At 61.4% G+C, this 19,978-nt stretch carries 18 protein-coding genes; 7 read left to right on the forward strand and 11 right to left on the reverse strand.

Going from position 1 to position 19,978, the window contains the following annotated elements:
• Position 1: 1 nt before the first annotated feature.
• The 3 genes from LY631_RS14635 to LY631_RS14645 form a co-directional block, all read right to left on the reverse strand.
• Positions 2-649: an FMN-binding negative transcriptional regulator gene (locus LY631_RS14635; protein WP_274426325.1), complete on the reverse strand. Its 648-nt coding sequence runs from the start codon at positions 647-649 to the stop codon at positions 2-4.
• 8 nt (positions 650-657) lie between these two features.
• Positions 658-2,049 carry a class II fumarate hydratase gene (gene fumC / locus LY631_RS14640; protein ID WP_274426326.1) on the reverse strand — a complete coding sequence of 464 codons (1,392 nt, stop codon included), beginning with the start codon at positions 2,047-2,049 and terminating at the stop codon, positions 658-660.
• Between the two features lie 113 nt (positions 2,050-2,162).
• Positions 2,163-4,121, reverse strand: a complete 1,959-nt coding sequence (locus LY631_RS14645) for an acetoacetate--CoA ligase (RefSeq protein WP_274426327.1) — start codon at positions 4,119-4,121, stop codon at positions 2,163-2,165.
• 167 nt (positions 4,122-4,288) lie between these two features.
• On the opposite strand from LY631_RS14645, the gene LY631_RS14650 reads away from it, so the two are divergent.
• The gene (locus LY631_RS14650) at positions 4,289-6,115 is read left to right on the forward strand and encodes an AsmA family protein (protein ID WP_274426328.1); all 1,827 of its coding nucleotides are present in this window, start codon (positions 4,289-4,291) and stop codon (positions 6,113-6,115) included.
• 9 nt (positions 6,116-6,124) lie between these two features.
• Here LY631_RS14650 and LY631_RS14655 read toward each other — a convergent pair whose 3' ends face one another.
• The 5 genes from LY631_RS14655 to LY631_RS14675 form a co-directional block, all read right to left on the reverse strand.
• Entirely contained in the window at positions 6,125-6,934 is an 810-nt protein-coding gene (locus LY631_RS14655) for an ABC transporter permease (protein ID WP_274426329.1), read from the reverse strand.
• Complete coding sequence (locus LY631_RS14660; RefSeq protein WP_274426330.1) at positions 6,935-7,852, reverse strand: ABC transporter permease subunit; 918 nt, start codon at positions 7,850-7,852, stop codon at positions 6,935-6,937. It abuts the gene before it with no gap.
• A complete protein-coding gene (locus LY631_RS14665; RefSeq protein WP_274426331.1) occupies positions 7,849-8,982 on the reverse strand; it encodes an ABC transporter ATP-binding protein in 1,134 nt (377 codons plus the stop codon). The genes LY631_RS14660 and LY631_RS14665 overlap by 4 nt, the downstream gene beginning before the upstream one ends.
• 67 nt (positions 8,983-9,049) lie before the next feature.
• Positions 9,050-10,147 carry a polyamine ABC transporter substrate-binding protein gene (locus tag LY631_RS14670; RefSeq protein ID WP_274426332.1) on the reverse strand — a complete coding sequence of 366 codons (1,098 nt, stop codon included), beginning with the start codon at positions 10,145-10,147 and terminating at the stop codon, positions 9,050-9,052.
• A 116-nt stretch (positions 10,148-10,263) separates the two neighbouring features.
• On the reverse strand, positions 10,264-11,613 hold the full coding sequence (locus LY631_RS14675) for a glutamine synthetase family protein (RefSeq protein ID WP_274426333.1): 1,350 nt from the start codon (positions 11,611-11,613) through the stop codon (positions 10,264-10,266).
• Between the two features lie 249 nt (positions 11,614-11,862).
• Between LY631_RS14675 and LY631_RS14680 the strand changes: the two genes are divergently transcribed.
• Together LY631_RS14680 and LY631_RS14685 are read left to right on the forward strand one after the other, a co-directional pair.
• Positions 11,863-12,840, forward strand: coding sequence for an NADPH:quinone reductase (locus LY631_RS14680; protein ID WP_274426334.1), 978 nt, complete (start codon positions 11,863-11,865; stop codon positions 12,838-12,840).
• A gap of 222 nt (positions 12,841-13,062) precedes the next feature.
• Entirely contained in the window at positions 13,063-13,935 is an 873-nt protein-coding gene (locus LY631_RS14685) for a LysR family transcriptional regulator (protein ID WP_274426335.1), read from the forward strand.
• Positions 13,936-13,951: 16 nt separating this feature from the next.
• Here the strand turns inward: LY631_RS14685 and LY631_RS14690 are convergent, their stop codons facing one another.
• The gene (locus LY631_RS14690) at positions 13,952-15,376 is read right to left on the reverse strand and encodes a helix-turn-helix domain-containing protein (RefSeq protein ID WP_274426336.1); all 1,425 of its coding nucleotides are present in this window, start codon (positions 15,374-15,376) and stop codon (positions 13,952-13,954) included.
• 248 nt (positions 15,377-15,624) lie between these two features.
• Between LY631_RS14690 and aceA the strand changes: the two genes are divergently transcribed.
• From aceA to LY631_RS14705, 3 genes are all read left to right on the forward strand, one after another.
• The gene (gene aceA / locus LY631_RS14695) at positions 15,625-16,911 is read left to right on the forward strand and encodes an isocitrate lyase (RefSeq protein ID WP_274426337.1); all 1,287 of its coding nucleotides are present in this window, start codon (positions 15,625-15,627) and stop codon (positions 16,909-16,911) included.
• Between the two features lie 20 nt (positions 16,912-16,931).
• Positions 16,932-17,171 carry an SMc00767 family acetate metabolism repressor gene (locus tag LY631_RS14700; RefSeq protein ID WP_274426338.1) on the forward strand — a complete coding sequence of 80 codons (240 nt, stop codon included), beginning with the start codon at positions 16,932-16,934 and terminating at the stop codon, positions 17,169-17,171.
• A 225-nt stretch (positions 17,172-17,396) separates the two neighbouring features.
• Positions 17,397-17,822, forward strand: a complete 426-nt coding sequence (locus LY631_RS14705; RefSeq protein WP_274426339.1) for a hypothetical protein — start codon at positions 17,397-17,399, stop codon at positions 17,820-17,822.
• A 7-nt stretch (positions 17,823-17,829) separates the two neighbouring features.
• Here LY631_RS14705 and LY631_RS14710 read toward each other — a convergent pair whose 3' ends face one another.
• Positions 17,830-18,345: an Lrp/AsnC family transcriptional regulator gene (locus LY631_RS14710; protein ID WP_274426487.1), complete on the reverse strand. Its 516-nt coding sequence runs from the start codon at positions 18,343-18,345 to the stop codon at positions 17,830-17,832.
• 129 nt (positions 18,346-18,474) lie between these two features.
• Between LY631_RS14710 and LY631_RS14715 the strand changes: the two genes are divergently transcribed.
• A complete protein-coding gene (locus LY631_RS14715) occupies positions 18,475-19,104 on the forward strand; it encodes a LysE family translocator (protein ID WP_274426340.1) in 630 nt (209 codons plus the stop codon).
• Here LY631_RS14715 and LY631_RS14720 read toward each other — a convergent pair.
• Positions 19,101-19,883, reverse strand: a complete 783-nt coding sequence (locus LY631_RS14720) for a maleate cis-trans isomerase family protein (protein WP_274426341.1) — start codon at positions 19,881-19,883, stop codon at positions 19,101-19,103. The two genes, LY631_RS14715 and LY631_RS14720, sit on opposite strands and share 4 nt — an antisense overlap.
• Between the last annotated feature and the right edge of the window lie 95 nt (positions 19,884-19,978).

The following is a 19,978-nucleotide window of genomic DNA, read 5'->3' on the forward strand; positions in this document are numbered from 1 at the left end:
ATTAGGCTTCCCTGCGGGCTTCCAGTTCGCGCATGATTTCAGCCACCGCCTGGTCGCCGGCACGCGGTGAAGCGGCAAGGCCTTCACGGGTGCCGATCCGGTCGCCTTCCGAGCGGTGCTGGGCCATTTTCCAGCTTCCCTCGACCTTTTCGACTGTCAGACGCAGCCCGATGATAGCGCGCGAGAGCTTGCCGATGAAGTCTCCGGGCGCATCCGAAACGGACCAGGGCTGCTCGCGATAGCCCTCATTTGCATCTGTCAGATCGTTCAGGTGCTGAAGAAGCCATGTGCCGTCCTCGATGATTTCGAGCGGCCCATGGGCGTGAACGGCGATGTAGTTCCAGGTCGGCACGACCTTACCGTGGATTTGCTTCGTTTCATACCAGGACGGCGAGACATAGGCCTGTGGTCCCTGGAAGATGGCGAGCGAGGGCAGCGGGCCGGAAGCAAGAGCGGCGCCGTGCGGGTTCGGCCGCGCGAAATGTGCCTCCAGGGTCCATACCCCATCCTGCTCCTTCAGCACCATAGGGGCATGGGTTGCGTGGTACGTCCCGGGTGTGGCCGTGACGAGAACGGCGAGTTGAATATCGCGGATTGCCTTGGAAAGAACCTCGGGGCGTTCTTCGCGAAACTGGGTCGGTGTGTACATGGGATATCCTATCCCGGCGATGTCATGTTGTCCGGCCGCACCAGCCGGTCGTAATCGTCTTCCGAGACAAGGCCGCTCTTGAGCGCTTCTTCACGCAGGGTGGTGCCGTTCTTGTGTGCGTTCTTGGCGATCATGGCGGCGTTGTCATAGCCGATTTCCGGCGCCAGCGCGGTAACCAGCATGAGCGAGCGCTGCATGAGATTGTCGATGCGCTCCTCGTCGGCTTCGATGCCCTTGACGCAATTATCAGTGAAGGAGCGCATGGCGTCCGAAAGGATGCGGACCGACTGCAGGACGGCGTTGGCAATGGCGGGCTTGAAGACGTTGAGCTCGAAATGGCCCTGGCTCGATGCGATCGAGACGGTGGTCTGGTTGCCCATCACCTGGGTGGCGACCATGGTCAGTGCTTCGGCCTGGGTGGGATTCACCTTGCCGGGCATGATGGAGGAACCGGGCTCGTTTTCAGGCAGCTTCAACTCGGCCAGACCGGAGCGCGGGCCGGAGCCCAGAAAGCGGATGTCGTTGGCGATCTTGAAGAGATCGCCCGCCTGCGCGTTGAGCGCGCCATGGAAGGCGTTGAGCGCGCCATGACTCGCCAGCGCCTCGAACTTGTTCTCCGCCGTGCGGAAAGGCAGACCGGTGATCGCCGCCACGCGTTCGGCAAAATCCTTGTCGAAACCGACCGGCGCGTTAAGGCCGGTACCGACCGCCGTGCCGCCCTGGGCGAGCGCGTGAACGTCGTGAAGCGCTTCCTGGATACGTTTTTTGCCGAGTTTCAGGGCCGCGACATAGCCGGAGAACTCCTGTCCCAGCGTCAGCGGCGTGGCGTCCTGCGTGTGCGTGCGGCCGATCTTGACGATGTCGGCGAAGGCTTTTTCTTTTTCCTCCAGCGCTTCCGCGAGGTGGTCGAGCGCCGGCAGAAGCTCGGCAGCCGCCTCTCGCCCGGCGGCGATATGCATGGCGGTGGGGAAGGTGTCGTTGGACGACTGGCTCATATTCACGTGGTCGTTCGGATGGACCGGCTTTTTCGAGCCCATCTCGCCGCCCAGCATCTCGATGGCGCGGTTGGCGATCACCTCGTTGGAGTTCATGTTGGACTGGGTGCCGGAGCCGGTCTGCCAGACGGCGAGCGGGAAATTGTCGTCCAGCTTGCCCTCGGAGACTTCCTTCGCTGCGGCGACGATGGCTTCGCCAAGCTTCGGATCGAGCTTGCCAAGCTTCATGTTCACCTCGGCCGCCGCCTGCTTGACGATGCCCAGCGCATGTACGAGCGGGGCCGGCATCTTTTCTGTGCCTATGCGGAAATTGGTGAGCGAACGCTGTGTCTGTGCACCCCAGTAGCGGTCGGCGGGAACATCCAGCGGACCGAACGTATCGGTTTCAGTGCGGGTCTTCGTCATATTATCTCGCTCCGTTTTCTGGGTCGGCACAGCAGCCTGTTAATGGCGCGATCCGAAATGCAATGCAACGGGGGTGCGGTTGCAGCCCTCCAGACGACTTTTCGGTCAAGCTCTCAGGTCTTCAACTCCGGCAGGTCGCGATAAAGCTCCAGCGCCTCGGGATTGGCAAGCGCCTCCTTGTTCTTCACCTCCCGGCCATGCACCACGTCACGGACGGCCAACTCAGTGATCTTGCCCGATTTGGTGCGCGGGATGTCCTCCACAGCTACGATCTTCGCCGGGATATGGCGCGGGCTGGCGCCGGTCTTGATCCGCTCGCGGATCTTCCTGCCCAAATCATCGTCCAGAAAAACGCCCTCCGTCAGCCGGACGAAGAGCACCACGCGCACATCGCCGTCCCATTCCTGCCCGATGCAGATCGCCTCGAGCACCTCGGGAAACTGCTCGACCTGATTGTATATCTCCGCCGTACCGATGCGTACGCCACCGGGGTTCAACGTGGCGTCCGAGCGGCCGTGAATCACGATTCCACCGTGTGGCGTCCATTCGGCGAAATCGCCATGGCACCAGACATTCTCGAAACGCTCGAAATAGGCCGCATGGTATTTCTCACCGGATGGATCGTTCCAGAAGCCATTGGGCATTGCGGGGAAGGCACGCGTGCAGACGAGTTCGCCCTTGCCGCTCTTCAACGGCCGCCCGTCCTCGTCCCATACGTCGACCGCCATGCCGAGCCCCGGCGCCTGGATTTCTCCCACCCAGACCGGCAGTGTCGGTACGCCCAGTACGAAGCATGAGACGATGTCCGTGCCGCCGGAGATCGAGGCGAGATGAACGTCGTCCTTGATAGCGCGATAGATGAACTCGAAGCTTTCCGGCGCGAGCGGAGAGCCGGTGGAGAATATGGCGCGAAGACTGCTCAGATCATGCGTCTTCGCCGGTTCGAGGCCTGCCTTGCGAACGGCATCGATGAATTTCGCCGATGTCCCGAAAGCGGTCATCTTTTCCTTCTCGGCGAAATCGAACAGGACATTGCCGTCCGGATGGAACGGCGATCCATCGTAAAGAAGCAGGGTTGCCCCGACAGCGAGCCCGGAGACAAGCCAATTCCACATCATCCATCCGCAGGTGGTGAAGTAGAACAGACGGTCGCCGTTCCTGACGCCGGCATGCAGGCGATGCTCCTTCACATGTTGCAGGAGCGTGCCGCCGGCCGAATGCACGATGCATTTGGGAATGCCGGTCGTTCCCGAGGAGAACAGGATGTAGAGTGGATGCGCAAATGGCAGACGCTCGAAAGTCAGCTCCGCGGGAGCATAATCCGCCAGCGCCGTTTCGAACGATACGGCTTTCCCGATCCCCTCCGCCACCGTCCCTGCCGTGCCGAGATAATCGACGATGAGCGCTTTCCTCACGCTCGGCAGGGCCGAAAGGACCTCCTTTGTTTTCTCGCCCACCTCGAAGCGCTTGCCCCCGTACCAGTATCCATCCGGCGCGATGAAGAGGACCGGCTCGATCTGGCCGAAGCGGTCGAGTACGCCACGAACACCGAAATCGGGAGAGCAGGAGGACCAGATCGCACCAAGAGAAGCTGCCGCGAGCATCCCGGCGACCGTTTCCGGCATGTTCGGCATCATGGCCGCGACACGGTCTCCGGGCTTTACCCCCTCGTCTCTGAAAAGCTGTTGAAGGCGTGAGACGAGACCGCGCAGATCATCCCATGAGAGACGGCGCTCGACCTTGTCCTCACCGCGAAAGATGATCGCATCGTCCGTACCTCTCTTCCCGAGCAGGTTTTCGGCGAAATTGAGTTTCGCGTCCGGAAAAAAAGCGGCACCCGGCATCCGGTCACCGTTTTCCAGAACGCGCTCGCCCGCTTCGCCAATCACATCGCAGAAGTCCCAGACGAGGCGCCAAAAAGCTTCGCGATCATCGATCGACCAGCGATGCAAGGCCGCGAAATCATTGAGCGGCTGGTCCGAGCGATTGGCTGCCTCCTGTGTGAAGGCCGTTATCGCCGCCTGCCGAACCTGCTCCTGTGACGGAGTCCAAAGCGGCTTTTCTCTCTGCATGACTATCCTCCGCAATTTTGCGCCGGTTATGCCTATGCTATGGGTAGGGAGCAAGGTTTCGGTACAAACTTGATGCGCGGCCGACCGCAGAGCTTGAAATGAAGGGCGCATCGGTTAAACCGCAGCGGGGATACCTTGGATAGGCACCCGGCTGGATTGTGAGGGCAATGCCGATCTCTTGGGCAAGAAGAAGCGCTTGGATTGCCGGCGCACTGCTGATTCTGACCGTGCTCGTCGTCGTCGGATTGCCTTGGCTCGCCTCGACCCAGATCGTTCGCGACCGAATCGCCCAACAGATGAGCGCCTGGAGCGGATACCGCGTCGAACTGGACCAGACCGCGGAAATCCAAGTGTGGCCGACCTTTCGGGCGGTTCTCAAGGGCGTCACCCTTTCCGACTGGGATCGGGAGAATCCCTATCCGGTTCTCCAGACCGAGCGCATGGAAATCGATCTGTCCGCCCTCGCCGCGCTGCGGGGCAAAATCATTTTCACCGAGATGGAGCTTACACGCCCGGTCTTGCGGCTGACCGAACAGGATGAAACGCTCGGTCTGCCGACGCCTCACAGCTGGGGCAGGCTGGCGCGTTCGGTAGCAACCGCAAGAGCGGTGGTGGAAGCCTCGCCCAGCGAACCGGACACCACTGCACTACCACGCCACAAGCTGGGTAAAATCATCTTCAGGCACGGCCGTGTCGTCACGGGCACAGACGAGAACCAGCAAGAAATCATTACCAGCCTGACCGGCACGTTCAACTGGCCCGCCCTCAACCGGCCGGCCTCCCTCACCGCCGAAGGCATCTGGCGCGGAGAAAGCGCGTCGCTGTCAGTCTCCAGCTCCCAACCGCTCATCCTGTTCGGCGGCGGCAATGCACCGCTTGAACTCGCACTGGAAGCGGCCCCGGCGAGCGCCTCGTATAACGGCAGTGCGAGTTTTTCCGCCGAGGGATTCGTTGACGGGCAGTTGAGCCTTTCATCGCCCGCTCTCGATCGCCTATCCGAGTGGATCGGGCTAGGAAGGGTGCCGATTACCCGGATCGGACCGGCGCGTATTGCAGCTCATTTGTCGGGCAGCAGCAGTCGGCTGAAGCTCGAGGACGCGACGCTCGCACTGGATAACAGCACGGGCACCGGTCTGTTGGATATAAGCCTTACCGGCGGGCGACCGAGCCTTGTCGGGACGCTTGCCTTCGACACCCTCGACCTGAAATCCCTCGTGGACACGTTCAACCCCCTGCCCTCCACCCGCCCGAGCCCGATCCCGCAGGAGTTTGACTACGATCTGCGTTTTTCCGCCGAGACCGCCGATTTCGGCCAGATCAGATTGAGCAATATCGCCGCTGCGACCAGAACCAAAAACGGTTTAACCACCTTCGATATTTCCGACGCTACGGTCTTCGGCGGGAACTTTCAGCTTGGGATGCGCACCGAACAGACCAGCCGCCGAGCCGCGATGGAAATCCGCATGCAAGGGGAAGGCATCCAGATGGGCCAACTGGCAGATACCCTTGAACGGCAAAGGCTGATACCGCGGGCACCTGCCAACTTTTCCGTCGTCCTGACCGGTACCGGGGATGATATGGAAAGCGCCATGAAAACAGTCAACGGAAATGTATCACTGGATATCGGGGCAGGCAGCATACCCGGGCTCGACCTCGACGCGTTTCTGCGGCTCGCCGAGGAGGGCGATTTCTTTCCTATGGCAGCGCTCGGCGAGGGTAGCCTGACGTTTGAGCGGGCAAACGTGAAAGCTACGCTGCAGGACGGTGTGGCGGATATCCAGAGTGCGGAAGCCGCATCCGGAGATCATCGCATTTCGCTCAATGGCCTGGTTTCACTTACCAGCCGCGGTCTGGCGCTCTATGGAACACTTGCCGACGCGGAAAACGGATCACAGGTGGACACGCCACTGACGTTTTTCATCGGTGGCTCATGGGCCGCACCATTCATCGCGTCCTTCCACCCAGCCGGGACCGGCACTGTCGATAGTGAGTAGCGACTTAGCCTATGGAGTTGCTTCCTCACGCCGCCGCAACACCTCCCGCCTCTTGTTGACGAGGGAGGTGATTATAACACCGATCGCCACGATACCGATCAGGATGGTGCAGACGGCGTTGATCTCCGGAGTCACGCCCAGCCTTACCTGGCTGTAGATCTTCATGGGCAATGTCGTGGCGCCCGGCCCGGAGGTGAAACTGGCGATCACGAGGTCGTCGAGAGACAAGGTGAAAGCCAGCATCCAGCCGGCGATCACAGCCGGCATTATGACCGGCAGCGTCACCTGGAAAAAGGCCTTGGCAGGCGTCGCCCCCAGGTCCATCGCCGCCTCCTCCAGCGACTCGTCGAAGGAGATCAGCCTCGACTGGACCACGACCGCCACGAAGCACATGGAAAAGGTGATGTGCGCCAGGGTCACGGTGGCGAAGCCGCGGTCGAAGCCGATGGCAACGAACAGCAGAAGGAGGGAAAGACCGGTGATCACCTCCGGCATAACCAGCGGGGCAAACACCATTCCGGAAAACAGCAACCGGCCGCGAAAGCGGACATAGCGGGTGAGTGCGACCGCCGCCATGGTGCCGAGAACCGTGGCGACCGTGGCGGACAGGAACGCCACACGGGCGGTCACCCAGGCGGCATCCAGAAGGCCGCGATTGTTGAGCATCTCTCCATACCAGCGTGTCGAAAAGCCTGCCCAGACGGTGACGAGCCGCGACTCGTTAAACGAGAAGATGATCAGCAGGACGATCGGCAAATAGAGAAACGCGAAGCCCAAAACCAGGGCGACAACATTGAACCTGCCCCAGGTGCCGGCCATCTATGCCTGCTCCCGTGCGCGCGCCTGAGTGCGCTGGAAATAGACGATCGGCAGGACGAGGATCATAAGCAGGACGATTGCCACCGCCGACGCGACCGGCCAATCCCGGTTCGAGAAAAACTCGCTCCACAACGTCTTGCCGATCATGAGCGTGCGCGGGCCGCCCAGGAGATCCGGAATGACGAACTCGCCCACTGCCGGGATGAAGACGAGCATGCACCCCGCTACGATTCCGGGAAGGGAAAGCGGGAAGGTGATCTTCCAGAACGCGCTCAAGCGCGTGCAACCAAGGTCTTCAGCCGCCTCGATGAGGGAATAGTCCATCTTCTCCAGAGTTGCATAAAGCGGCAGGACCATAAAAGGCAGATAGGAATAAACGATGCCGATATAGACCGCCCTCGTCGTGTTGAGGATGATGAGCGGCTCATCGATCACGCCCAGAAAGAAGAGAAACTGGTTCAGGAGCCCTTCAGGCTTCAGAATGCCGATCCAGGCATAGACTCGGATCAGAAAGCTGGTCCAGAAGGGCAGGATAACCATCATCAACAGGAGCGGCCGCAGATTGGCTGGCGCGCGCGCCATGCCATAGGCAAGGGGATATCCCACCAGGAGCGTCAGCAGCGTCGAAACCGCCGCAATGTAGAGCGAGGAAAGATACGCGTTGATATAAAGCGGATCGCCGAACAGCCAAACGTAGTTTTCCAAGGAAAGACCGCGCAGTTTCTCCAGAAAGCCGGAAACACCGTCCTCCAGGCCGAACACCGGCATGTAGGGCGGCATGGCGATCGTGACCTGCGATAGGGAAATCTTGAAGACAATGACGAACGGGATCAAAAAGAGACACAGCAGCCAGAGATAGGGAACGGCAATGACCAGCCGGCTGCCGATCGCAGGGAAAAGCCTGCGCAGGAGCTTCATCGCGTCAACACCACGCCGGCGTCGGCGGAAAAGGATATCCAGGCCCGATCATGCCAGGTCAGCGCATCTTCCAGCCGGCGCAGGCTGTTGATCGTGCTGGCCTTGACGACGCGCCCGTCATCCAGCCGAACGTTGTAGACCGTCATATCGCCGAAATAGGCGATATCCCAAACCTCCCCGTCGATTGCATTTTGCACCTCCGGTCGTTCCCGAGAGATGCGGACCTTTTCCGGGCGGACGGCGAGCCACGCGGTTTCGCCGGGTGAAGCATCGCCGGAGTCCGCGATGTCAAAGGCCAGTCCGCTTCGGTCCTTCAGCTGCGGTCCGCCAGCCTCCCTGATCAGGGTTCCCTCGAACATGTTGATGCTGCCGACGAAATCCGCAACGAAACGCGACGCCGGCGCCTCGTAAATCTCCTGGGGTGGGGCGACCTGCTCCACCTGGCCTTTGTCCATGACGGCGATGCGGTCGGCCATCGTCATGGCTTCCTCCTGGTCGTGGGTGACGACCATGAAGGTGAGGCCGAGCTCATACTGAAGGTCTACAAGCTCGAACTGGGTCTCTTCGCGCAGCTTCTTGTCCAGCGCGCCCAGCGGCTCGTCGAGAAGCAGCACCTTGGGCCGCTTGGCCAGCGAGCGGGCGAGCGCAACGCGCTGACGCTGACCGCCCGAAAGCTGATGCGGCTTGCGTTTAGCGAATGATTCGAGCTTTACGAGCTTCAGCATGCGCTGCACGCGTTCGGCAATTTCGGCCTTCGGCATACCTTCCTGCTTGAGCCCAAAGGCTATATTGCCCTCCACTGTCATATGCGGAAAGAGCGCATAGGACTGGAACATCATGTTGACAGGACGGCGATGGGGCGGGATCCCCAGCATGTTCTGCCCGTCGAGCAGAATGCGGCCCGAGGTCGGCCTTTCGAAGCCGCCGAGCATGCGCAAAAGCGTTGTCTTTCCACAGCCCGAGGCACCGAGCAGTGCAAAGAATTCCCTTTCGTAAATGTCGAGCGAAAGATTGTCGACGGCTGCGAAATCGCCGAAACGCTTGCTCACATTCTCGAAGCGAATAAACGGCTTGGCATCAGGGTCGGCCCAGGGCGCGAAAGTTCTTCGCGTGCTTCCCAGCGACTTCATTCCGTACTCCGCCCTTGCTCCGTCGTCAGCGCGGCCCGGTCGAACACCGGGCCACCGACGAGGGAAATCACTGTCCGGTGACGACCCTCGTCCAAAGACGCGTCACGACGCGCTGTGTGCGCGGATCATACGGCAGCGTCGTGTAGAGATTCTGGAGCGTCTCCTCATCCGGGTAGACGGCGGGATCGTCAATGACATCCGCATCCAGATACTCCTGCGACGCCTCATTGCCGTTGGCGTAGAAGACATAGTTCGAAGCCTTGGCGATCACCTCCGGCCGCATCATGTAGTTGATGAACTCATGCGCCTCATCGACATTCTGCGCGTCGGCCGGAATCGCCATCTGGTCGAACCACATCTGCGCGCCTTCCTTCGGGATGGAATATTTGATCTCCACGCCCTGATCGGCTTCATCGGCTCGGTCGCGCGCCTGGAAAACATCACCCGACCAGCCGACCGCCAGACAGATATCCCCGTTCGCCAGCGCATTGATGTATTCGGAGGAATGGAATTTGCGCACATGAGGGCGAATGGACAGCAGCAGCTCTTCGGCCTGCTGGAGATCCTCCTGATCGCGGCTGTCGGGATCGAGCCCCAGATAATTCAGCGCAGCGCGCACCATCTCCGCGGGCGCGTCGAGCATGTAAACGCCGCAATCGGCCAGTTTTTCCATGGTTTCGGGATCAAAGACCACGTCCCAGGAATTGATCGTGTCCGTGCCGAGCGCTTCCTGAATGTCGTTGACGTTATAGCCGATCCCAGTCGTCCCCCACATGTAATTGATCGAATGGGCGTTGCCGGGGTCGTACTTGTCCGTAAGGTCCTCGATCAAATCCCACATGTTGTCGAGGTTCGACAGCTTCGACTTGTCCAGTTCCTGAAAAACACCGGCCTCGATCTGCCGGGCGAGGAACTCGCCGGAAGGAACCACAACATCGTATCCCGTGCCGCCGGCAAGCAGCTTGGTCTCGAGGATCTCGTTGGAATCGAAAACGTCGTAGACGACCTCGATACCGGTCTCTTCTGTAAAGTCGTCGAGAATGGACTCGTCGATATAGTCCGACCAATTATAGATGTTGACCACGCGATCCTGCGCGACAGCCTGCGAGCCAAGCGCGGCGACGGCAAAGGAAACGGCGGATAGCAGGCAAGTCTTTCGCTTCATGAGTTTCTCCCATTGAGGATCCCACCGGCCTGCCCTCCCGCCGGGGCTGGCAGGCTTTTGCGGCAAAGCCTATTGTTGTTTTCACATGGCGACAAGCGCGAATTGTCCTTTTCGCGTCAAACGTATGTGGTGCGTTCGAGCGGCGTGATCTCGCTCCAGAAGGCGATAATCTCCGCGCGTTTCAGGTCGCGGTAGACCTTGGCGAGCAAAGGCCCCAAGGCGCGGTCCACGAAACTCGAGCGCATTGCAAGCTGAAGTGCATCGTCCATATCGTCGGGCAGCGCCGGGCCGTCGTCCTCGTAGGCGTTGCCTACAACGGGCGGGGGCGGCGTCGCGCCGCTTTCGATGCCCTCCACCATACCTTGGATAATCGCGCTCATAACGAGATACGGGTTGGCATCCGCCCCGGCGATGCGATGCTCGATGCGGCGGTTGTCCGGCGTGGAAACCGGGATCCGCAGAGCGACGGAACGATTGTTCTCCGCCCACACGGCGCGCGTCGGCGCGTAGGATCCGGGTGTAATGCGACGAAAGCCGTTCCAGGTGTTGATGAACAGAAGCAGTGATTCCGGCATGGTGGTGAGCAAACCCGCGACCGCGGAACCGAGCCGCTCGCGCCCGCCGGCCTTTCCGGCAAAAATGTTGTTGCCGTCGCGGTCGCACATGGATGCGTGTACATGCATGCCGTTGCCCGCGTACTCGAGAAATGGCTTGGCCATGAAGGTCGCCGTCAGGCCATGAGCGCGGGCGCACCCTGTTACGATGCGTCTCAAGAGGATGACATCGTCGGCGGTGCGCAACGGGTCGTCGCGGTGCTTGAGATTGACCTCGAACTGGCCGGGTGCCGCCTCCTTGATGATCGTATCGATTGGCAGGTTTTGCGCATCGGCCGCATCGCGGATCATGTCGAACAGATCGGCGTGTTCGGCCAGATCGTCGAGGCCATACATGCGCAGCCGGTCCGGTCCCGCCATGGCCCCCACGGGTGCGGGCATGCCGTCGTCCCAGTCGGTCTTGGGATCGAGCAGATAAAACTCGAGTTCGAAGGCTGTGACCGGGAAGAAGCCCTTGGCGTTCACGTCGGCTACCTTCTGCTTCAGCACCTGACGGGAATCGGCCAGAAACGGCTCTCCCTCAGGCGTGAAGGTCTGCAGCAATACCTGTGCCGTCTTGCGTTTGGCCCAAGGCACAATGGAGAGCGAACCGCGGGTCGGGCGGCAATATCCGTCCTTATCGCCGCTTTCGATATGCAGGCCCGTCTCGGCAACCTCGCGCCCCCAGACATCCAGCCCGTGGAGCGACAGAGGGAAATTGACGCCTTCCTGATAGGCCTTGATTAGGCTGTCACCCGGCGCCCATTTGCCCCGGACCATTCCATTGGGGTCGATCACCAGGAACTCGACAGCCTCAATATCGGGGTGCTCGGCCACGAAGGCCCGGTACTCGGCTTCGTGTTCGGGTGTCATGAAGCCGTTCGATGGTGGCTCGTTCTTCCCGCGCTTTTTCTCTGCCGATTTCTGCGCCGCACCCTCTTTCGGGGCCGACGCGCCTCCTCCGCCCGTTCCTGGCGGGCTCCCTGTCGCGTTTCGCAAGTTACGCCTGTTCTTTATTGACACTGCCGCAGCCTTGTCCGGGGCATGCCTTGTTGTCAATGCCGGCAGCGGACCTGTTCATCCACTCTCATTCTGATAAGCTAGTGCCGGGAGTGAAAACACATGAAGGCAGCCTGGTACGAAAATAACGGTCCAGCCCGCAAAGTCCTGAACATCGGTGAAATGGAACCGCCGGACCCCGCGCCCGGAGAGGTGCGCGTGCGGCTCTACGCCTCCGGGGTCAATCCATCGGATGTGAAGAGCCGAAGCGGGCGTCCGCTCAGCGCGCCACGCATCATCCCGCACAGCGATGGAGCGGGTGAGATCGAAGCGGTGGGCCCGGGTGTGGCCCATTCGCGGGTGGGCGAGCGTGTCTGGGTCTGGAATGGGCAATGGCAGCGTCCCTTCGGCACGGCGGCGGAGTTTATCTGCCTGCCCGAGGATCAGGCAGTCACCCTGCCCGACAACGTGGACTACGCGACCGGGGCATGCTTCGGCATTCCGGCGCTGACAGCCATCCACGCGGTCAACCTCTTCGGCCCCCTCGCCGGAAAGGCACTTCTCGTCACCGGCGCCGGCTCGTCGGTCGGCTTCTATGCCGTGCAGTTTGCCAAGGCCGCAGGCGCACGCGTTCTGGGCACCGCATCTCGCGAACGCGCGGCGCTCGCCCGTGAAGCCGGCGCGGATTTCGTGATCGATTACAAGACCAAGGATATCGTGAAGGTCACGAGGGACCTGACCGGGGGCAATGGCGCGGACGGCATTATCGACATGGATCTGTCGTCCACGATTCATCTCGTCGCCGATGGCGCGCTGGTGCCGCACGGGAAAGTGATCTGCTATGGATCAAACGTCGCGCGGGAAATCCCGCTGCCCTTCCCCGCAATGCTGTGGAACAGCATTACCCTGCAGTTTTTCCTCGTCTACGATCTCCTGCCCGACCAGCGGATGCGGGCAATTGCACAACTTCTCGACACGTTGCGGCAAAACACGTTGCGGCACCACCTGGGTGAACGGTTCCCGCTCGAGCGGATCGCGGATGCGCATGAGGCGGTCGAGAGCGGTGGCGTGTCAGGCAATATCGTTCTCGATATCTCGTAAGACGCCTCGCAAGGCGGTTCAGAAGCCGTATCACGGGGCCCGGCTCGGGGCTTCCCGCCACGTAAGAGTCCTGACGCCGGCGTTTCGATTGCAACACGACCTGGTGATAGAGCACAACACCATTGAGATGATCCATGTTTCGTCTCCGTATTTTCAGAAACGGAGAGTAACCGTGGATAAAACGCTTTATAACTCAGGGTTTTCGCATTATTCTTTTCATTAATGAAAAACCTGAGCTGGGACGATCTTAGAATCTTCATCAGCGTCGCGCGCGGCGGCGGCTTATCGGCAGCGGCCGAGGAGACCGGTTCGAGTCCAGCCACGATTGGCAGGCGCATGCTGACGCTCGAAGAGGCGGTTGGGCGTCCGCTCTTCCTTCGCCGGCGGACCGGCTACACGCTGACAGGGGATGGCGAAGCCCTCTACAAGCGCGCCTTGGGGATGGAAGCAAGCGCCCGGCCGATCGCCGAGTGGCTGGAAGCGGGCGGACACCGCCCCGTGGTGCGCATTTCCGCAGGGACATGGACTGCCGGCTTTTTCGCAGCCAATTTCGCGCGCCTGTGGACGCCCGAGGACGCTTTCCGCATCGCATTCAAGACAACGGAGGCACGTCTGGACATTGCGCACCGGGAGGTGGAAATCGGTTTGCGGAATGGCCGGCCCGACAATCCGAGTCTCGCGGCCAGGCATGCGGTGACAATAGCCTATGCTCCTTTTCGCGCCCGCAACCATCCCCCTGGCGAAAGCTGGGTGGCCATCGCGCCGGACGACGCTCGGACCCGGTCCGCTCGATGGGTCAACGCGCAAGAAAACATTCAGATCGCCGCCTGGGCGAACGCCCCGCGCACGCTTTACGATCTCATCGGCTCGGGCACCGGCACAGGTGTGCTGCCATGTTTCGCGGGCGACCGGGACCCGCATCTGGAGCGGGCGGGCGACGAAATCGCGGAACTGCGCGAAGAGCAGTGGATCGTGATGCACAACGACGACCGCTATCGCCCGGAGGTGCGCACGGTGATCGATCGCATCGTCGCCGTCTTCAAAAGCCACGCGGCCCTGTTCGCCGGGGAGCGGCCGATCGAGGGTGAGCTATAGCAAGGGATCGGCAGCCTCACTGGAAATCGAACGCGCTGAGCCCCGTCACCATTTCGTCCAGCCCGAGCGGTCGCGTCACCGGCGGTTCGGCGCGGGCAAGACATCCCTGCCGCTCGCAAAGCCGGCATGAAGGGCCGACGGGGACAGGCGTCTCCGCCGCGGCGGCCGACAGTGCCACATCGTAGACGAGGCGATCCTTATAAGAAAGATCGCACCCCAGAAGCAGCGCTGTTCGGCGCGGGCGCTCGTTGAAACCAGCCTGAGGACCCTCCAGGGTACGCGCCAACGTCAGAAATCTCTCGCCATCCGGCATCTCCACGGCCTCGACCAGTGTCTGGCGGGGCTGGGCAAAGGCAGCGTGAACGCACAGTTTCGGGCAGGCCCCGCCGAAGCTGCGGCGCGGAAAGCCCTGGGCGCCTGCCCGGCGCAGCCGGTTTCCGGCGCTGTCCACCTCCAGCATGAAGAACGGAACGCCCGGAGCCCCTTCCCGTCCTAACGTGGTGAGGCGGTTCGCCGCCTGCTCGAACGACACGCGAAAACGGGCGGAAAGCACATCCGCATCGTAGCGCGCGCGCTCAGCCGCCAGATGAAAAGCCCGATAGGGCATCATCAGCGCATGGGCGGCGTAGCGGCCGAGCTCGAACCGCGCCAATCGTCTCGCTTCATCCGAAGTGAGCTTCAGCGTTTCGATTTCCGCCATGATCGCCACCCGCATGCGAATGAGGCAGGCCTCGATCGCGATCTCCCGCATCCGGTCGGCAACGGAGAGGCGCTCGGAAATGAAAAGCCGGTGGGAATGCCGGTCGTAGCGCCGCCGCCAGTTCGGCATGATGGCCGCGGGCAGCACACGCACGGCGATGCCGTGTTCGCGCTTGAGCCAGCTCTTCAATGCGCCGGCCAGATCCTCGTCGGCGTGCAGAACGCGATGGAACGCCTCCGCCTCCTCTTCCAGCGCGGGAAAATGATTGGGCCGTTCCTCGAATGCCTCGCGAACTTCGTCCACCGGCAGGCGCGCGGCGGAAATCGCCGTGGCGCGCCCCTCGGTTGCGAGCACTTCGGAAAGATCGGAAAGGCGGCCCGCCTGCTCCCGATATGCGCGGTAGAGCTTCGCCAATGCGGCTGCGGCGTTGGGCGCGGCCTCCACCACTTCCACCATCTCATGCTCCCCCGGCAACTCGCCGGCCAGAAGCGGATCGGAAAAGACTTCTTTCAGCGCGGCAAGAGACGCACCGCTCTCGCCCTGCAATTCCTCGGGATCGACCTTGTACACGGAGGCGAGCTTGAGCACGAGTTGCGCTGTCAGCGGGCGCTGGTTGCGCTCGATCAGGTTCAGATACGAGGGCGAGATGCCGAGACCCTCAGCCATTCCCGTCTGGGTGAGGCCTTTGGCGTTGCGGATGCGCCGGATACGCGGGCCAGCGAAGATTTTCTGCGGTGCCATCGCCTCCCTCGTTTTACACTTCTTTACAATCGCCGCAGAGCTTAATGCCGCACGAGCTTTTACTCCTTTGACAGGTTTACCGGCGGGCACTGTGAAAAGCAAGACAAGTCCACTCGAATTGCAGGGATTCCGGCGCTCTCTTTCGTGCCTATTTCTCCACAGAGGAGTAAATCTTGTCATGGACGCGTGGCTGAAACTCTTTCAGCACGCAACATCCGACAGCAGTGCATCTCTTTCAGGAGGGTCGTATGACCGATTTTTACAATCTCATTCCCAGCGCTCCGAACAGCCGCTTCGATGGCATAGAGCGCCCCTATGGTCCCGAGGAGGTCCGGCGGCTTCGGGGCTCCCTTCCCATTCGCCACACGCTGGCGGAGGAAGGCGCCAATCGCCTATGGCGTCTCATTCATGAAGAGGACTTCGTCAATGCGCTGGGAGCGGTGACGGGCAATCAGGCCATGCAAATGGTGCGCGCCGGGCTGAAGGTCATTTATCTGTCGGGCTGGCAGGTGGCGGCCGATGCCAACACGGCGTCGGCCATGTACCCGGACCAGTCGCTTTACCCCGCCAATGCCGGTCCGGAGCTTGCGCGACGGATCAACCGGACTTTGCAGCGCGCCGACCAGATCGAGACGAGCGAAGGCACCCATTCGGTCGAGACATGGTTCGCGCCGATCGTGGCCGATGCGGAGGCCGGCTTCGGCGGGCCGCTGAATGCCTTCGAGCTCATGAAAGCTTACATCGAGGCCGGCGCGGCCGGTGTCCATTTCGAGGACCAACTGGCCTCGGAAAAGAAGTGCGGTCATCTCGGCGGCAAGGTGCTTATCCCGACAGCTGCGCACATCCGCAATCTCACCGCGGCAAGGCTCGCCGCCGATGTGATGGGTGTCCCTTCGCTCGTCATCTGCCGCACCGATGCGGAGGCCGCGAAGCTGATCACCTCGGATATCGATGAGCGGGACCGTCCCTTCGTCGATTACGAGGCGGGCCGCACGGCAGAGGGTTTTTACCGCGTGCACAACGGGCTGGAGCCCTGTATTGCGCGCGCGGTGGCCTTCGCGCCCTATTCGGATCTCATCTGGTGCGAGACCTCGAAACCGGATCTGGAGCAGGCAAAGCGCTTTGCCGAAGGTGTCCACAAGCACCATCCGGGCAAGCTGCTCGCCTATAACTGCTCGCCCTCCTTCAACTGGAAAAAACATCTGGACGACGCCACCATCGCCAAGTTCCAGCGCGAGCTGGCGGCCATGGGCTACAAGTTCCAGTTCATCACGCTGGCCGGCTTTCATCAGCTCAACCATGGCATGTTCGAACTCGCCCGCGGCTACCACGAGCGGCAGATGGCCGCCTATGCGGAGCTTCAGCAGGCGGAGTTCGCATCCGAGGCGAACGGCTATACCGCCACAAAGCACCAGCGCGAAGTTGGCACCGGCTATTTCGACGCAGTCTCGATGGCGATCACCGGCGGGACATCCTCCACCACGGCCATGGGCGGATCAACTGAAAGTGATCAGTTCCAAACCGCTGCGGCGTAGAACTTACAGGAGAAAGTATCATGACACCGAAGACCCATGTGAGGGAACGCGTGGAAGAACAGGCGCAAGCCATGAGTGCGGAACAGCAAGCCCTGGTGCGCCGGATCGCCAACGATCTCCACCGGCTCAACCAATCCGTCATGGAGGCGGTGGAATCAGGCGTTTCCATAGAGCTTATCCGCGCCGCCCGCCATCATGGCGGCGGCGGAAACTGGGGCGACCTCGTCGTTCCCGCCATCCTGGTAAACCAGGCCAGATAGAGCCTGCTTCACTGCTACTGTGTTACCGCCACCTCCTCCGGCGCAGTTCCACCACAAGACTCTACCTGCCTCCTTTAGCATTACGATTATGCTAAAGGAGTACTAGTGCAGACATACCCGAACGATTATACGTATTGACAACCGAAGGGGTATGGAGACTATCCACGCGCAACCTAAAGTCACTATCTTATCAAGTCCACTATAGCGCGACCGGGGGGAAACATCATGGCATCAGATGGCGGCCAGGGCCTGCATTGTGAATCTCGTGGAGGTCGCATGCGCTCGGGCGACAATCGCGCGCTCATCGTTTCCACCTCGCCCATCAGCCGCATCGTGATTGCGCGGACCGCGGAAGGTGTATACCTCCGGCCGGATGCGGTGCCGCCGGAAGCCGCGGTGCGCGCTCTGCGCACCAGCGACCCACGCATGGTCATCATTGAGGCCGCAGCCTCCGACGACAGTTTGAAGCCGTTGATGTCGGAACTTGCCCTGCGCAGGCGCGAGCGGCAGATGCCTCGCGTTGTGCTTATCACGGATGCCATGACCCATCGCGACATGCCGCCGATGGAGGGGCTCTTCGACGCTGTGGTCCCCAAGCCGGTCACGCCGGACACGCTTCAGCCGGTGCTGGAGCGGCTGAGCCGGCTTTAGTCTCAGGTCAAGCGTTCCTCCCAGTATCTTTTCCTGTCCGCCCGTCCGCCAGATGGTCGAGCGGAAGTGATGCCTGGTCCTTGACGGTCTGGATGGCGAAGTTTGAACGGATATCGCTGACGCCGGGCAGCCTGAGAAGCGTACTCAGAAGCAGGCGCTCGTAGGCTTTCAAATCCTGTACGACGACCTGCAGCAGGAAGTCCGCCTCGCCTGAGACGAGATGACAGGAGATAACCTCCGGCAGCGCCGTGACGGCTTCGCGAAAGGCAGTCGCCGCCTGTTCGTGATGCCTTTCCACCTTCACGCCGACGAATATGGTGAGCCCGAGACCAAGGTTCCCCCGGTCAAGCGCGGCATGATAGCCGGAGATAATACCCGCATTCTCAAGCAGACGAACCCGCCGCAGGCAGGGCGAAGGCGACAGGCCGACTTCCTCGGCGAGTTCAACATTGGATAAGCGCCCATTGCGCTGCAGGGCGGCTAAAATTTTGCGGTCGATCGCGTCCAGATCGGTATTTGGCATATTCATTCTTCTCCACGATAGAACGCAGCATATTATGCCATAAAATCGGCTATTGATAAGCACATTCGCAGGGACATACCTTGCCTGCCTTGGCTATTGTGCCACCGGATCACTTCAGTGGAGAACGACATGCCTGACCTTGCGCTTTTCGTCGGCGCGCTGGCGATCGCCTATATCGTGCCTGGCCCGGACATGATCCTGCTGTTGCAGACGGGCGCTTTGCGCGGCCGCCAGCCGGCTTTGGTGACGGCCATCGGCCTGGGGGCCGCGCGCGGCGTACATGTCGCGCTCGCGGCATTGGGCCTTGCTGCCTTGCTTCGCACCTCACCCGCCATTTTCGAGATGGTGCGGATAGTAGGAGCGGCTTATCTCGTCTGGCTCGGAATCAGCATTTTGCGTGCGCCATCGTTGGTACCCGACGCGGCAGCGGCACAAGAAAGCCCGCCGGACGATCTGCGCCGCGCGCTCACGCGCGGCTTTCTCACGAACCTGCTTAATCCCAAGGCGCTGCTGTTCTGCTCAGTGCTCCTGCCGCAATTTCTTCACCCCGCAGGCGGACCGCTGGCAGCGCAATTCTTCCTGCTGGGCTCGGTGCTGGTGGCGACGGGCTTGGTCTTCGATACTCAATACGCTCTGGCCGGGAATGGTATCGGTGCGTTTCTCGCCCGCCGGCCCATGTGGCAGCGCTTCCAGCGATGGCTTTTCGGCTCCGCGCTGATCGGCTTCGGCGTGAAGCTGCTGGCAGAGGATGGGGTCTAGGCAACCTCCGCATCGCCAGAGACGGAGCGCTCCTGCGTCCTGTCTCCAGCGCCAGTCGGCGCATGCTGAAACAGGGCACCCATTTCGGGCTTGCTGACGCGCAGTCCGGCAATGCGCGCGGCCTCCCACACCGAAACCTGATTGGCAGTCAGAACAGGAACCCCGAACTGCCTTTCCAGTGGCGCGATGACATCCCAGGCGGGGATGGCCGTGTCCGGTATCAAAAGCGCCCCCGCGCCGGCGAGATCGATCGTGCCCGCCGCCGCTACCATTTCCGCAATCTCCAGCAGTGAGGCATCGGGGCCGGAATCGATGGAGAGCCAGTGCATGGCACGCACAGTGATACCGAACTCGCCGAGAAAACGCTGAAATGCTTTTGCGGTGGCTTCCGGATAGCTTGCCAGCACCGCCACGTCGGTCACCTCCAGGTGCCGCAGCGCGCTGGCAAAGGCGAGCGATGTGCTGGCCGCAGGCGCGCCTGTCGCCTTCGAAATAGCCTCGGCCTGGGCCTCCGCGTGAGCCCGCCCGTCGATAAAGCTGCCGCTGGTGCAGGTCCAGATGGCGGCGGAGGGCGCCAGCCGCGCGAGAATGCGGGCGGAGAATTCGAGATTGGGGATTTGCCCTGTTCGGCTGAGATGCTCCGGCGCGTGCTCGTCATCCCCGCCGGAGATGCGCACACCCACGGTCGAGGCCCGCACGCCCTTGCCCAGCATTTCGCTGTATTTATACAGCTCATCCTCCGCCCCACACGGCGGATACAGGAAACCAAGCCTTGTCATATGATCCTCGTTTGTCGCGGGGAACGCCCCAACGCCGACATATAATATGCGTTAGCACACGTAAAAGGCACCGCGAAGACTTGCCCTTCCCTTTC

Origin of the sequence: Chelativorans sp. YIM 93263 (assembly GCF_028767125.1) — a bacterium.
Taxonomy (GTDB): Bacteria; Pseudomonadota; Alphaproteobacteria; order Rhizobiales; family Rhizobiaceae; genus Chelativorans.

Excerpts from the sequence above, each read along its gene's own strand:
- LY631_RS14635 (WP_274426325.1), bottom strand. The coding sequence starts at position 649 with ATGTACACACCGACCCAGTTTCGCGAAGAACGCCCCGAGGTTCTTTCC.
- fumC (WP_274426326.1), bottom strand. The coding sequence starts at position 2,049 with ATGACGAAGACCCGCACTGAAACCGATACGTTCGGTCCGCTGGATGTT.
- LY631_RS14645 (WP_274426327.1), bottom strand. The coding sequence starts at position 4,121 with ATGCAGAGAGAAAAGCCGCTTTGGACTCCGTCACAGGAGCAGGTTCGG.
- LY631_RS14650 (WP_274426328.1), top strand. The coding sequence starts at position 4,289 with ATGCCGATCTCTTGGGCAAGAAGAAGCGCTTGGATTGCCGGCGCACTG.
- LY631_RS14655 (WP_274426329.1), bottom strand. The coding sequence starts at position 6,934 with ATGGCCGGCACCTGGGGCAGGTTCAATGTTGTCGCCCTGGTTTTGGGC.
- LY631_RS14660 (WP_274426330.1), bottom strand. The coding sequence starts at position 7,852 with ATGAAGCTCCTGCGCAGGCTTTTCCCTGCGATCGGCAGCCGGCTGGTC.
- LY631_RS14665 (WP_274426331.1), bottom strand. The coding sequence starts at position 8,982 with ATGAAGTCGCTGGGAAGCACGCGAAGAACTTTCGCGCCCTGGGCCGAC.
- LY631_RS14670 (WP_274426332.1), bottom strand. The coding sequence starts at position 10,147 with ATGAAGCGAAAGACTTGCCTGCTATCCGCCGTTTCCTTTGCCGTCGCC.
- LY631_RS14675 (WP_274426333.1), bottom strand. The coding sequence starts at position 11,613 with ATGACACCCGAACACGAAGCCGAGTACCGGGCCTTCGTGGCCGAGCAC.
- LY631_RS14680 (WP_274426334.1), top strand. The coding sequence starts at position 11,863 with ATGAAGGCAGCCTGGTACGAAAATAACGGTCCAGCCCGCAAAGTCCTG.
- LY631_RS14685 (WP_274426335.1), top strand. The coding sequence starts at position 13,063 with ATGAAAAACCTGAGCTGGGACGATCTTAGAATCTTCATCAGCGTCGCG.
- LY631_RS14690 (WP_274426336.1), bottom strand. The coding sequence starts at position 15,376 with ATGGCACCGCAGAAAATCTTCGCTGGCCCGCGTATCCGGCGCATCCGC.
- aceA (WP_274426337.1), top strand. The coding sequence starts at position 15,625 with ATGACCGATTTTTACAATCTCATTCCCAGCGCTCCGAACAGCCGCTTC.
- LY631_RS14700 (WP_274426338.1), top strand. The coding sequence starts at position 16,932 with ATGACACCGAAGACCCATGTGAGGGAACGCGTGGAAGAACAGGCGCAA.
- LY631_RS14705 (WP_274426339.1), top strand. The coding sequence starts at position 17,397 with ATGGCATCAGATGGCGGCCAGGGCCTGCATTGTGAATCTCGTGGAGGT.
- LY631_RS14710 (WP_274426487.1), bottom strand. The coding sequence starts at position 18,345 with ATGCCAAATACCGATCTGGACGCGATCGACCGCAAAATTTTAGCCGCC.
- LY631_RS14715 (WP_274426340.1), top strand. The coding sequence starts at position 18,475 with ATGCCTGACCTTGCGCTTTTCGTCGGCGCGCTGGCGATCGCCTATATC.
- LY631_RS14720 (WP_274426341.1), bottom strand. The coding sequence starts at position 19,883 with ATGACAAGGCTTGGTTTCCTGTATCCGCCGTGTGGGGCGGAGGATGAG.